This is a genomic window from Maccoyibacter intestinihominis, assembly GCF_040096355.1.
Lineage (GTDB): Bacteria > Bacillota > Clostridia > Lachnospirales > Lachnospiraceae > Maccoyibacter > Maccoyibacter intestinihominis.
Genome location: NZ_JBBMEX010000007.1, coordinates 38,253 through 50,879, shown reverse-complemented (window position 1 = coordinate 50,879; position 12,627 = coordinate 38,253). Strand labels below are relative to the sequence as shown.

Here is a 12,627-nt window from a genome sequence, read left to right as displayed (position 1 = left end):
ATGGATGTAAGCCAATACCTTGAGATTTTTATTGATGAGACAAACGGACATTTACAGACTCTGAGCGACAACATTATGCAGTTGGAAAAAGAGCCGGAGAACAAAGACGTAATTAATGAGATTTTCCGTGCAGCACACTCCTTAAAAGGAATGGCAGGAACCATGGGATTTAAGAGAATGCAGCGTCTGACCCATGATATGGAAAATGTATTCCAGGAGATCCGCAGTGATAAGATGAAAGTAACAAGCAGCCTGATCGACGTATTATTTGACTGCTTAGATGCAATTGACGGATATCTTGAAAATGTAAAAGAGACCTCAGATGAGGGAACAAATGACAATGAAGCGATTGTCAAAGAGTTAAATGATATTTTAGCAGGCGGTGCAGAAGAGAGTGAAGCGGCACCGGCAGCAGAACCGGAAGCACCTGCACAGGAGACAAAGGCTGTAACGAATTACATGGACTTTGAGTTAAACAACAAAGAGAAAGATGACATCAAAGAGGCACAGGATGCCGGTCATAAAGTCTATGCAATCACCGTAAAGATCCAGAAAGAGTGCCTGTTAAAAGCAGCAAGAGCATTTTTAGTATTCAAGGCAGTAGAAGATTTCGGACAGATCATTGTATACAGACCATCATCACAGGATATTGAAGATGAGAAGTTTGAAGATGAATTTTCCTTCTTCTTAGACAGTGAAGAGACAGATTTTGAAAAGATCAAAGCAGCAGCAAATGCTGTATCAGAAATAGAAACAGTAACAGGAGAAGAAATTCCTATTGCAGCATTTGAAGGCGGTGCAGAAGAAGAAAAAACAGAGGAGCCTGAAAAGGCAGAAGCACCGGCAGAGACACATCCGGCGCCGGCAAAAACAGCACAGGCACCTGCAAGCACAGAAAAGAAGGCAGCAGGCAAGGGCAAATCCACACCGAAACCGGTTACAAACCGTACGATCCGTGTAGATATTGAAAAATTAGATGCACTGATGAATCAGGTCAGCGAGCTGATCATCGCAAAGAACAGTCTGGTATCATTGAGTATGACAGGCGAAAACAAAGAAGATCAGGTACAGACTTTCCAGGAACAGATCGAGTATCTCGAAAGAATCACAACGAATCTGCATGAGTCCGTTATGAAAGTACGAATGGTTCCGATCGAAAGCGTTGTAAATAAGTTCCCGAGAATGATCCGTGACTTATCCAAACGTCTGAACAAGAAGATGGAGTTAGAGATGACCGGTGAAGATACCGAGTTAGACAGAACGGTAGTAGACCAGTTAGGTGATCCGTTACAGCATCTTCTCCGTAACTCCGCAGACCACGGACTTGAGAGTGCGGAACTCCGTAAAGAGCGTGGCAAGAGTGAAGTTGGAACCATCTTCTTAAAAGCATTCCAGGAAGGAAATAACGTTATCATCGAAGTTGGCGATGACGGTAACGGTATTGACACAGAAAGCGTAAAAGAAAAAGCAATCGAACGCGGACTGGTGACACCGGAAGCAGCAGAACAACTCAGCCAGAAAGAAATCATCGACTTCCTGTTTATGCCAAGTTTCTCTATGGCAAAACAGATTTCAGATATTTCCGGACGAGGTGTAGGATTAGACGTTGTAAAATCCAATATCGAAGCATTAGGCGGAGATGTAGAAGTTCGTTCCAAACTGGGTGAAGGAAGCAAATTCATTGTCAGACTTCCGTTAACACTTGCGATTATCCAGGCATTGATGGTTGAAATCCGTGATGAAAAATATGCGATCGCATTAGCATCCATTCAGACCATTGAATATATTTCCACAAGCGATATCAAGTATGTGGAATCCAAGGAGGTAATACATATCCGTGGAGCCGTTATCCCTCTGATCCGTATGGACCGGGAGCTGGATTTTGAACCGGTAGAAGATGATGAGAACTTAACCGTTGTTATTGTACAAAAGGGAGACAAGACAGCAGGACTTGTTATCGACAATCTGATCGGTCAGCAGGAGATCGTTATCAAATCTCTTGGAGAGTACATTTCCACAACGAAGTTGATCAGTGGAGCAACCATTCTCGGTGATGGTGAAGTTGCATTGATCCTGGATGTTAATACATTAATGTAAGGGGGTTCCGGCAATGGCAGCAAAAATAGAAACAATGGAAAATGACAAAAAACAATACATTGTAATTACTTTTGGAAACGAGCAGTACGGAATAGACATTAGTTATGTAGACAATATTGTGCGTATGCAAAAGATTACCAGAGTTCCAAAAGCACAGCCGTATTTTAAAGGCGTTATCAATCTGCGTGGAGAAGTTGTTCCGGTTATGAGTCTCAGACTGAAAATGGGACTTGAGGATGATGTGTTTACGAATACAAGCCGTATCATCATCTTAAAGATTGAGCAGAAGGGTGTGTTAGGGATCATCGTGGATGAAGTAAAAGAAGTTGTAACACTTGGTTCAGAAGAGATCGACAAGGTTGCACACAATCCAAAGGATGTTAAGAGCACATTCATCAATGGAATCGGAAAGAACGGGGACGATCTGATCTCCCTGTTTGATATCAGCAGCGTGGTAGATGAGAAAGAAAATTCATAACAGATTTTGGATATGATGCTTTAGCATCATATCCAATCTTTGTATATAGAAGTGGATAGGAGGAGGACATCATGGGAAAGTTCAGTTTTGAGGAAGTGAATGAGCTGTATGTAGATGTTCTGCGCGAAATTGGAAATATTGGTTCGGGAAATGCAACAACAGCAATAGCAAGTATGTTAGACTTGCGGCTGAACATGAATGTACCAAAAGTAGAACTGCTTTCCTTCCAGGAATTCGGTTCTGCAATTTCAGCAGAGGATGAAACCATTGTAGGAATCTATTTGGGGTTAGAACAGGATATTGAGGGAAGTATGATGTTTCTGATGAAATTAGATTCTGCACATTATCTGGTAAACCGTTTGATGGGACGTGACCCGGATTACAAAGAAGATTTTACGGAAATGGATTTATCTGCGATCAAAGAGATAGGAAATATTATTGCAGGTTCTTACTTGTCAGCATTATCAAGTATGACAAACCTGACGATTTCCCCTACCATACCATATGTTGCAATTGACATGGCAGCAGCAATTTTAAGTGTGCCGGCCTGCATGTTTGGACAATATGGAGACAATGCACTCTTAATTGAGACACAGTTTGGGGACGAAGTGATGATCGAAGGATATTTTATCCTTTTACCGGAACTGGATTCTTATGACAAAATATTATCAGCACTTGGAATCGCAATATAAGGAGAGTAATACATGGGAGCTACTATAAAAGTCGGAATGGCTGATTTAAACGTATGCAAGGCCCCAGATGCTATTACTACGTTAGGACTAGGTTCATGCATTGGTATAGCGGTGTACGATCCGGTAACAAAAATCGGAGGACTCGCACATATCATGCTGCCAGACAGCACGAAGATAAGGAATAATTCTAACATTGCAAAATTTGCGGATACGGGAATTGAGGAACTGATCAGAAAAGTGACGGCGGCAGGAGCTTCAAAGGCAAGGTTAGTGGCAAAAATAGCCGGTGGAGCAAGAATGTTTGAGGTAAGTGGTCTGTCTGAAGTAGGAAATATCGGAGCCAAGAATGCAGAAGCATCAAAGAAAAAGTTAAAAGAACTTGGAATTCGCATTGTTGCGGAAGATACCGGGTTGAATTATGGTCGTACTGTAGTATTAGATTGTAATACAGGAGATTTTATGATCAAATCGGTCGGGAAAGAAAATAAAATCATTTAGAGTTTGAGGGATGCGGGATGAAAACAAAACCAATTCCAGCGATTGTAATGCTGAGTGCAGGATTTGTAACATGCATTATCGCAATATATACACACATGGAGTTAATGGCTTTTACAAAAAGCCTTCTGTTAGTATTAATCGTTTTTTATATCCTTGGGGGTATTGTGAAAATAATTCTTGACAAGAATTTTGCACAGATGAAGGAAGAAGAGGAAGAAACGGCTGATACAGAAGAAAACCCGGAGGATTCGCAAGAAACGGAAGAGGAGACTTCAGAGGCGGAACCGACGACAGAAGAAGAACCGGAAGAGAATGTAGAAATCTAAAGGGGTAGCTTTGGAGGCTTTTTATGAAAGAAGTCGAGAGACAGAAAATTTGGGAAAAGTACACAAAAAATCCAACACAGGAAATGCGTGAACAGATCATCATAGAATACGCACCGTTAGTAAAAATCGTAGCAGGCAGATTAAGCATGTATCTGGGTGGAAACGTAGAATATGAGGATCTGGTCAGTTATGGAGTTTTTGGATTAATAGATGCAATTGATAAATTTGATACAAATAAAGATGTAAAATTTGAAACCTATGCAAGTCTGCGCATCAGGGGTTCTATTTTAGATCAGATCCGTAAAATGGACTGGATTCCAAGAACTGTCCGGCAGCGTCAGAGAAAGATCGATGAGGCAATCAAGAGTTTAGAAGCGCGTACCGGAAAAACGCCAACAGATGAGATGTTAGCGGAAGAACTTGGGGTCAGTGGGGAAGAACTGTTAAGCTGGCAGTCACAGCTTAAGGTTACGAATGTTGTATCACTGAATGAATTTGTGGAGTCAGGAAATGAACCGGTTATGGATGCAAAAGGCAATTTCCGCTTTGCACAGCCGGAGGAGGTTATAGCAGAAACAGAGCTGAAACGGATGTTAAAAGACGCAATGCAACTGCTTACGGAGAAGGAACAAAAAGTAATTCTTCTGTATTACTATGAAGATCTGACATTGAAGGAGATCAGCAGGGTATTAGAGGTGTCGGAATCAAGAATTTCACAGCTGCATACCAAGGCACTGCAGAAGATGAAGAAAAAAATGGGACCGTATATGAATATTTTGACAGATTAGATGGAGCAGGGGGACACAATATGAATGGCTATTTTCAGTTAGAAGTACAATCAGAGGGCGTTTTTGTGAAAATTTATCCGCCAACAGAAGGTGGAGAGGCTGTAAACATTAAAGAATTAATGGATTATTTAGAAATGCGGCAGTTAAACCATTATGATTTAAAAGATTTAAATACAGCAGTCCATAACACGGAGCAGGGAGGACGTGTTCTTGTTGCTCGTTCTTTGGAAATGGCAGTTCATGAAGTCATGGTAGCACATGTGTCATTAGATAAAATGCAGGTGATATGCCGTTTTTATCCTCCGGCAAATGGTGGAGACCTGTCAGATGAGACTTCGATCATCAAGGATCTGCAGCTTCAGAATATTAAATTTGGAATCAACCGGGCAGCTATTCAGGAATTTTTACAGAACCGCCAATACTGTAAAGATTATGTCTTTGCAAAAGGGAAAAATCCGATACATGGAAAAGATGCTAAAATTGAATACTTTTTTAATACAAACCTGAATTTAAAGCCGAAAAAAAATGAAGACGGTTCCGTAGATTATCGTGATCTGAATACAATCAGTCATGTTAAAGCAGGGGATCTTTTAGCACGTCTGATACCGGAAGATCCGGGAACACCGGGAATGAATGTATTTGGCGAAGAAATCAGTCCGAGAACGGTTCGCAGTCTGACATTGGATTACGCAAATAACATCAAATGTAATGAAGAAAAGACAGAGATTTTTTCGGAAGTAACAGGTCATGCAAGTCTGGTAAAAGGTAAAGTCTTTGTATCTTCCGTATTTGAAGTTCCGGCAGATGTCGATAATTCCATTGGAAATGTGGAGTATGCAGGAAATGTGCATGTTGCGGGAAATGTCAAAGGCGGATTTGAAGTCCGTGCAAAAGGCGACATCATCGTAGAAGGTGTCGTGGAAGATGCACTGTTAGAAGCAGGCGGTCAGATCATTGTAAAACGCGGGATTCACGGAATGGGAAAAGGCTATCTTCAGGCAGATAGCAATATTATATGTCAGTTTATCGAAAATGCGATTGTATCATCCGGAGGATTTGTGGAGACAAGTTCCATTCTGCACAGCCGTGTATCAGCGTCGAGTGAGATACATGTCAGCGGAAAGAAAGGGTTTATTACCGGAGGAATGATCCGTGCAGGTGCATTGGTAGAGGCACAGACAATCGGTTCTCCGATGGGAACAGACACCCGAGTTGAAGTTGGCGCTGACCCGAAGAAAAAAGAACGTTTTCAGGAGTTAAAAGAAACCCTTGAAAAAGAGAATGAAGAACTTGATAAGTGCAAAGTGATCCTTGCGACTTATACGAAAAAACTGCAAAGTGGAGAGCAGCTTCCGCCGGAGCGGATGAGCTATGTGCAGAAGTTAGCCTACGCTTATAAAGCAAAGAAACGCACAGTGGAAGAATTGCGGAATGAATATGCAGATTTACAGCAGGAGCTGATGTTTGCAAATCATGCAAAAATTCAGGTCAGTAAAACGATTTATCCTGGTGTAACGGTCGCCATATCCGATTTAGAGATGCGTGTGAAAGATGAACAGAATTTCTGTCAGTACATCAAAAAAGATGGAGAGATTGTCCGTACTACACTATAAAATCAGGAAACACATGGAAGGAGTGGGACTATGACGATCAGACCGGTGGATTTCGCTACCATTCAAAGAACAGACGATGTTGGAATGATGAAACACCAGCAGGATGCCAAGCCGGTGGTGGAGCAGCAAAATATTCAGGTGGAAATAAAAAAACAGGAATATCACGATGCTTCGCAGGTGAAGCATAAGGACAACGCCTCAAAAGAAGAGGAACGTTTTGATGCGAGAGAAGAAGGAAAGAATAAATATAAACAGTCCATGAGCAAAAAGAAAAAAGACGCTGCAAAAGATGGAAAAGTAGTGCAAAAATCAGCACATGGCGGATTTGATATCAAGATATAAGGAGCAGATATGACAGCAATAGAAATATGTCTGGTTGCGGCCGGACTGATTTTGATGGTTGGAAGTTTTTTTGTAACGGAAAAATTATCACCGGATGAACTGGATAAGATTGCAAAGCTGAGCCAGGAGGAAATCGCACATATCGTAGATAAAGAAATTGCAGCATCCCACGATAAGGTTCAGGAGCAGTTAGAGACAGAATTAGAAGAAGTATTAGAAAAATTAGACCGCGAAAGCGACAAAGAGACAAACGAAAAGATCATGGCGATCAGTGAGTATTCGGATACCGTCATTGAGTCCATTAATAAAAGCCATAATGAAATCATGTTTTTGTACAGCATGTTAGGTGACAAACATAAGGAAATGATAGATTTTTCGAATGAGATCCAGCAGCGGGTAGAAAATCTGCAAAAAATCGTGACCGAGGAAATGGTACAGGAAACACTGTATAAAGCAAAAGAAGAACATGAAAATTCACAGATTTTAATGGAAAATGTTACCGAGAATAATAAAAATATGTTAGAAGAGGTACAGGCAGTTTCGGATGAAGCAGAGGAAGTACCGGAGACAGAAGAAACGGGCGAAGTAGAAAAAGAGCAGCCTGCAGACAGCAATGAGCAGATCTTAGAATTAAGACGGCAGGGAATGTCGGAAGTAGAGATTGCAAAAGAGTTAGGATTAGGACTCGGCGTTATAAGACTGGTCATAGATTTATATGAAAAAGAGGAGCAGGCAGAGTGAAATTAAAATATTATTTAAGAGGTCTGGGAATCGGAATCCTGATCACAACGATCATCTTTATCATAGGGATTCATGTAAATCAGGATCAGATGTTTTCCGATGAAGAAGTCATCCGGCGTGCAAAAGCATTGGGAATGGTCATGGATGAGACGGATGGAAAGACGATCAATGAATTAGATAAAGACAAGAAACAGGATTCAGAGAGTAAAGATCAAAAGGACAGTCAGAAAGAAGACAGCAAAGAAAGCAAAAGCGATAACAAAGATAAGCAGGAACAGGCAAAAGATGATCAGACGAAGAATGATCAGACAAAAGCAGATGCAGAGTCAGAAAAAACTCAGGACAGTGATGCTGCAGCAGCACAAAAACAGACGGTAGAGCAGGTAGAGGTCAGTATCCTTCCGGGTGAATATTCGGATACGATCTCACAAAAACTGTTAGATGCAGGCCTGATCGATGATAAGGCAGCATTCAGCAAATATATCAATGATACGAATGTCGATAATCTGATACAGCCGGGAACATTTACCGTGCCAAAAGGGGCAAGCTACGAAGAAGTTGCAAAAATCCTCACGACGAAGCAGGAAAATCGATAAAAGTCTTGCTATAGCAGGAAAACTGTGATATAATCGTTGAGGTTAATTTATAAAACACATATGTAGACCAAAAAGCTGGTGCCAAAGGTTGTTTTTTGGAATGAAGCATATGGAAGCACACAACCATGGAGGTAAAAAAAATGAGTGTTATTTCAATGAAACAGTTATTAGAAGCAGGTGTTCACTTCGGACATCAGACAAGAAGATGGAATCCTAAAATGGCTCCATACATCTACACCGAGAGAAACGGTATCTATATCATCGACTTACAGAAATCTGTAGGAAAAGTAGATGAAGCATATCAGGCAGTAAGTGATATCGCAGCAGACGGTGGTTCAATCCTTTTCGTAGGAACAAAGAAGCAGGCTCAGGATGCTATCAAAACAGAGGCAGAGAGATGTGGAATGTACTATGTAAATGAGAGATGGTTAGGCGGAATGCTTACAAACTTCAAGACTATCCAGAGCCGTATCGAGAGATTAAAAGCGATCGAAGCAATGGCAGAGGACGGAACATTTGATGTATTACCGAAGAAAGAAGTAATTGCTTTAAAGAAAGAATGGGATAAATTAGAGAAGAACCTTGGCGGAATCAAAGACATGAAAGGTCTTCCGGATGCAATCTTCGTAGTAGATCCTAAGAAAGAAAGAATCTGCGTACAGGAAGCACACACACTTGGTATTCCGTTAATTGGTATCTGTGATACAAACTGTGATCCGGAAGAATTAGACTATGTAATTCCTGGAAACGATGATGCGATCCGTGCAGTAAAATTAATCGTTTCTAAGATGGCAGATGCAGTCGTAGAAGCTAATCAGGGAACAGTTGATGTAGAAGCAGCAGAAGAGTTTGAAGCAGAGGAAGCTGAAGAAGCATAATAAGAGAATTCTCAGGACAGACATTTTGCCTGTCCTGTATTGTGTAAAAAATGGAGGACGATAAAATGGCTATTACAGCAGCAATGGTAAAAGAGTTACGCGAGATGACCGGTGCCGGAATGATGGATTGTAAAAAGGCATTAGGTGAGACAAATGGTGATATGGAAGCAGCCGTAGACTTTTTACGTGAAAAAGGTCTTGCAACTGCACAGAAAAAAGCCGGCAGAATTGCAGCAGAGGGTATCGTAGTTACAAAACTGACAGATGATGCAAAAGCCGCAGTTGTTGTAGAGGTTAACTCTGAGACAGACTTTGTAGCAAAGAATGAGAAATTCCAGAACTATGTTGCAGAAGTTGCAGCACAGGCATTAACTACAAGTGCAGCAGATATCGAGGCATTCTTAGCAGAGCCTTGGGCAGCGGATACAAGCAAAACTGTAAACGAAGCATTAGCAGCGCAGATCGCAGTAATCGGTGAGAACATGAATATCCGTCGTTTTGAGCAGGTAAAAGAAGAGAACGGATTTATCGCTTCTTATATCCATGCAGGCGGAAAAATCGGTGTATTAGTAGACGTTGAGACAGATGTGATCAACGATGACATCAAAGAGATGGCAAAGAACCTTGCAATGCAGGCAGCAGCATTAAAACCACTTTACACCAGCAGAGATGAAGTAGATGCAGACTATATCGAGAAAGAGAAAGAAATCTTAATGGTACAGGCTAAGAACGAGAAGCCGGATGCAAACGAGAAGATCTTAAACGGTATGGTAATGGGACGTATCAACAAAGAGTTAAAAGAAATCTGCTTATTAGACCAGGTTTATGTAAAAGCTGAAGATGGAAAACAGGTTGTAAGCAAATATGTAGAAGAAGTTGCAAAAGCAAACAATGCAAAGATTAAGATCAAGAAATTCGTTCGCTTCGAGACCGGTGAAGGTTTAGAGAAGAAGAATGAAGATTTCGCAGCAGAAGTTGCAGCTCAGATGAATGCATAATTGAATATTGTGTTAAATTTCTGAAATGATTAATACCCCTTATGAATGGTGGTGACACTGTTTGTAGGGGTTATTTTTATGTCTAAATATAAAAGTGACAATGATCTACCAACCACATTGAAACAATCTCCTAAATATGATAAATTGAATAATAAACAAAAGAATGGGGGCTACAAATGAAAACAGAAGCAAAAGAAAGTATCAAAAAAATCCTTGTCATATGTTTCGCATCCTTTTTAATGGCATTGAACATCAAATCCTTTGTCAGAACCGGAGGACTCTATCCGGGAGGGGCGACCGGTCTGGCACTTTTAATACAAAGAGCAGCGGACATGTTTTTACATATTACAATTCCATATACCATTGTCAATATACTGCTCAATGCCATACCGGTGTATATCGGTTTTCGATTCATTGGTAAAAAATTCACAATGTATTCCTGTCTGATGATCGTGCTGACAAGTGTCCTGACCGATATCATACCGGGCTATGCAATCACATACGATACGCTGCTGATCAGTATTTTTGGCGGACTGATCAATGGATTTGTCATCGGACTCTGCCTGCATATGAATGCGACAACAGGAGGAACGGATTTTATTGCAATCTATCTTTCAGAAAAAAAAGAGATCGATTCGTGGAATGTGGTATTAGGCATCAATGTGGTCATTTTAGCGGCTGCAGGCGTATTGTTTGGATGGGATAAAGCCCTGTACTCGATCATATTCCAGTACACCTCTACGCAGGTAGTGCATATTTTATATCGGAAGTACCAGCATGAAACCCTGTTTATCGTAACGAATAAGGCAACAGAAGTTTATGAAGTGATTTCAAAGATGAGTAACCATGGCGCAACCATTATGGAGGGAGAAGGCTCCTATGAACATCAGGAGAGAAAAATCGTCTATTCCGTAGTTTCCAGTGCACAGAGCAAGTCGATCATCCGCGAAGTGAAAAAAGCTGACCCACATGCATTTGTGAATGCGATCAAAACAGAGCAGATTGCAGGAAGATTCTATCAAAAGCCAAATGAATAAGTCAAACCCTGTAATATAGGTAGGAAAAATGGATTAAGATTGACTTGTCAGTCATAAAATGTTATATTTTAGGAAAATTCACATAATTTATTGCGGAGGGGACATATGAGATTTGTACCGATAGAACGAGTAGAACATGGAATGATGCTGGCAAAATCAATTTATGATTACGAAACCAGAACCTTATTGCGGGAAGGAAAGCTGTTAAGTGATGAGATCATTGTCAGGATCAGAGAGCGGGGATACCCGGGAATCTATATAGAGGACGAATTAACAAAAGATGTTGTCATTCAGGACACCATTACAGCCGAACTGCGTAATCATGCGGTAGAGGCATTGCAGGAGCTGGATTTAGAAGAGGCAGTAAACGTTGCAGAGAGCATCGTAAAGCAGTTGATGGAGGCAAAAACCATATCCTTAGATATGTTAGACCTCCGTACTTTTGATGATTATACATTCCGACATTCCGTCAATGTAGCGGTACTTTCCGTAGTCATCGGAATGGGAATGGGATATACCAATGAGGAATTAGTAGATCTTTGCTCCGCGGCAGTATTTCATGATCTTGGAAAAATCTCCATAGATAAGGCAATCTTAAATAAACCGGGAAAACTGACACCGGAGGAGAATGAACTTTTACGCAGTCATTCCCAGCGTTCCTATGATATGTTAAAGGAAAAATGGAACATTCCGGCAAGAGTCAAAGCGGCAGTATTGAGCCACCATGAAAATGAGGATGGAAGCGGCTATCCGAACGGTCTGACCGGAGACAAGATCCATCCGTTTGCAAAGATCATCCATGTGGCAGATGTATATGATGCACTTTCAAGTGACCGTGCATATAAAAAAGCATACACCTATTCGGAATCGTTAGAATATCTGATGGGTGGCTGTGGAACACTGTTTGATCAGCAGGTGGTCCGTGCATTTATGGATAAAGTTCCTGTATATCCAAAGGGTGTAACGGTATTATTATCCGATGGCAGAGAAGCCATCGTCGTCGAAAATCATTTAGGAAGCCCATTGCGTCCGACAGTCCGATTTTTTGATGGAACGGATTTAAATCTGAATGACTCATCCGTAGGAATGAATATCACGATCATCAATCAGGTCAATACACAGACAATTGATGAGCAGGAAATGATAGAGTTTGAAAAAGAGCGTAAGAGCAGAGAGATTAAAACAATTCTGGTTGTAGATGATATGGTAACGAGTATCCGTTCCGTAAAAGCTGCATTGGACGGATTATATAAAATTATTGCCGTACGCTCCGGCAGTGAAGCCATTGAATACTTACAGAAAGCAACACCGGATCTGATCCTAATGGATATCCTTATGCCGAATATGAGTGGAATTGAGGCAGTCAGAGTGATCCGCCAGCGTTTTCCGGGAAATATACCGGTCATCTTTTTATCAAGTGCCAGTGATGTGCAGACGATACTGGAATGTAAGGATGTCAAAGCCGCAGATTATATCGTAAAACCGTTTAAGGTAAACTATATCCGGGAACGTGTTGCGGCAGTATTGGGAGAAAACGAGTAAT

At 41.1% G+C, this 12,627-nt stretch carries 14 protein-coding genes; all 14 read left to right on the top strand.

The genetic code is table 11. The annotated features are described in order from the left end of the window. The 14 genes from WMO43_RS07965 to WMO43_RS07900 all read left to right on the top strand — a co-directional run bounded on the left by WMO43_RS07965 (position 1) and on the right by WMO43_RS07900 (position 12,626). Positions 1 to 2,097 (top strand): chemotaxis protein CheW, encoded by a 2,097-nt coding sequence (locus WMO43_RS07965; protein ID WP_353530829.1) that lies wholly within the window; start codon positions 1 to 3, stop codon positions 2,095 to 2,097. A gap of 13 nt (positions 2,098 to 2,110) precedes the next feature. Further along, a complete protein-coding gene (locus WMO43_RS07960) occupies positions 2,111 to 2,575 on the top strand; it encodes a chemotaxis protein CheW (RefSeq protein ID WP_177963044.1) in 465 nt (154 codons plus the stop codon). A 71-nt stretch (positions 2,576 to 2,646) separates the two neighbouring features. After that, positions 2,647 to 3,267, top strand: a complete 621-nt coding sequence (locus WMO43_RS07955; protein WP_353530828.1) for a chemotaxis protein CheC — start codon at positions 2,647 to 2,649, stop codon at positions 3,265 to 3,267. A gap of 12 nt (positions 3,268 to 3,279) precedes the next feature. Then, the gene (locus WMO43_RS07950) at positions 3,280 to 3,765 is read left to right on the top strand and encodes a chemotaxis protein CheD (protein WP_177963046.1); all 486 of its coding nucleotides are present in this window, start codon (positions 3,280 to 3,282) and stop codon (positions 3,763 to 3,765) included. Positions 3,766 to 3,782: 17 nt separating this feature from the next. After that, on the top strand, positions 3,783 to 4,091 hold the full coding sequence (locus WMO43_RS07945; RefSeq protein ID WP_353530827.1) for a hypothetical protein: 309 nt from the start codon (positions 3,783 to 3,785) through the stop codon (positions 4,089 to 4,091). Between the two features lie 23 nt (positions 4,092 to 4,114). Next, positions 4,115 to 4,879, top strand: a complete 765-nt coding sequence (locus WMO43_RS07940) for a FliA/WhiG family RNA polymerase sigma factor (protein ID WP_177963048.1) — start codon at positions 4,115 to 4,117, stop codon at positions 4,877 to 4,879. A 20-nt stretch (positions 4,880 to 4,899) separates the two neighbouring features. Continuing rightward, complete coding sequence (locus WMO43_RS07935) at positions 4,900 to 6,492, top strand: flagellar assembly protein A (RefSeq protein WP_353530826.1); 1,593 nt, start codon at positions 4,900 to 4,902, stop codon at positions 6,490 to 6,492. A 30-nt stretch (positions 6,493 to 6,522) separates the two neighbouring features. Further along, positions 6,523 to 6,834: a hypothetical protein gene (locus WMO43_RS07930; protein ID WP_177963050.1), complete on the top strand. Its 312-nt coding sequence runs from the start codon at positions 6,523 to 6,525 to the stop codon at positions 6,832 to 6,834. Between the two features lie 9 nt (positions 6,835 to 6,843). Beyond that, complete coding sequence (locus WMO43_RS07925; protein WP_177963051.1) at positions 6,844 to 7,575, top strand: DUF6115 domain-containing protein; 732 nt, start codon at positions 6,844 to 6,846, stop codon at positions 7,573 to 7,575. Then, complete coding sequence (locus WMO43_RS07920; protein ID WP_353530825.1) at positions 7,572 to 8,171, top strand: MltG/YceG/YrrL family protein; 600 nt, start codon at positions 7,572 to 7,574, stop codon at positions 8,169 to 8,171. The genes WMO43_RS07925 and WMO43_RS07920 overlap by 4 nt, the downstream gene beginning before the upstream one ends. A gap of 140 nt (positions 8,172 to 8,311) precedes the next feature. Beyond that, positions 8,312 to 9,049 carry a 30S ribosomal protein S2 gene (rpsB, locus tag WMO43_RS07915; RefSeq protein WP_177963053.1) on the top strand — a complete coding sequence of 246 codons (738 nt, stop codon included), beginning with the start codon at positions 8,312 to 8,314 and terminating at the stop codon, positions 9,047 to 9,049. A gap of 65 nt (positions 9,050 to 9,114) precedes the next feature. Then, positions 9,115 to 10,047, top strand: coding sequence for a translation elongation factor Ts (gene tsf, locus WMO43_RS07910; protein WP_353530824.1), 933 nt, complete (start codon positions 9,115 to 9,117; stop codon positions 10,045 to 10,047). 176 nt (positions 10,048 to 10,223) lie between these two features. Continuing rightward, positions 10,224 to 11,084, top strand: a complete 861-nt coding sequence (locus tag WMO43_RS07905) for a YitT family protein (RefSeq protein ID WP_353530823.1) — start codon at positions 10,224 to 10,226, stop codon at positions 11,082 to 11,084. Positions 11,085 to 11,189: 105 nt separating this feature from the next. Further along, positions 11,190 to 12,626 carry an HD domain-containing phosphohydrolase gene (locus WMO43_RS07900; protein WP_353530822.1) on the top strand — a complete coding sequence of 479 codons (1,437 nt, stop codon included), beginning with the start codon at positions 11,190 to 11,192 and terminating at the stop codon, positions 12,624 to 12,626. Position 12,627: the final 1 nt, after the last annotated feature.

What these genes read in the sequence shown, in the direction of transcription:
- WMO43_RS07965 (WP_353530829.1), top strand. Translation starts at nt 1, where the DNA reads ATGGATGTAAGCCAATACCTTGAGATTTTTATTGATGAGACAAACGGA.
- WMO43_RS07960 (WP_177963044.1), top strand. Translation starts at nt 2,111, where the DNA reads ATGGCAGCAAAAATAGAAACAATGGAAAATGACAAAAAACAATACATT.
- WMO43_RS07955 (WP_353530828.1), top strand. Translation starts at nt 2,647, where the DNA reads ATGGGAAAGTTCAGTTTTGAGGAAGTGAATGAGCTGTATGTAGATGTT.
- WMO43_RS07950 (WP_177963046.1), top strand. Translation starts at nt 3,280, where the DNA reads ATGGGAGCTACTATAAAAGTCGGAATGGCTGATTTAAACGTATGCAAG.
- WMO43_RS07945 (WP_353530827.1), top strand. Translation starts at nt 3,783, where the DNA reads ATGAAAACAAAACCAATTCCAGCGATTGTAATGCTGAGTGCAGGATTT.
- WMO43_RS07940 (WP_177963048.1), top strand. Translation starts at nt 4,115, where the DNA reads ATGAAAGAAGTCGAGAGACAGAAAATTTGGGAAAAGTACACAAAAAAT.
- WMO43_RS07935 (WP_353530826.1), top strand. Translation starts at nt 4,900, where the DNA reads ATGAATGGCTATTTTCAGTTAGAAGTACAATCAGAGGGCGTTTTTGTG.
- WMO43_RS07930 (WP_177963050.1), top strand. Translation starts at nt 6,523, where the DNA reads ATGACGATCAGACCGGTGGATTTCGCTACCATTCAAAGAACAGACGAT.
- WMO43_RS07925 (WP_177963051.1), top strand. Translation starts at nt 6,844, where the DNA reads ATGACAGCAATAGAAATATGTCTGGTTGCGGCCGGACTGATTTTGATG.
- rpsB (WP_177963053.1), top strand. Translation starts at nt 8,312, where the DNA reads ATGAGTGTTATTTCAATGAAACAGTTATTAGAAGCAGGTGTTCACTTC.
- tsf (WP_353530824.1), top strand. Translation starts at nt 9,115, where the DNA reads ATGGCTATTACAGCAGCAATGGTAAAAGAGTTACGCGAGATGACCGGT.
- WMO43_RS07905 (WP_353530823.1), top strand. Translation starts at nt 10,224, where the DNA reads ATGAAAACAGAAGCAAAAGAAAGTATCAAAAAAATCCTTGTCATATGT.
- WMO43_RS07900 (WP_353530822.1), top strand. Translation starts at nt 11,190, where the DNA reads ATGAGATTTGTACCGATAGAACGAGTAGAACATGGAATGATGCTGGCA.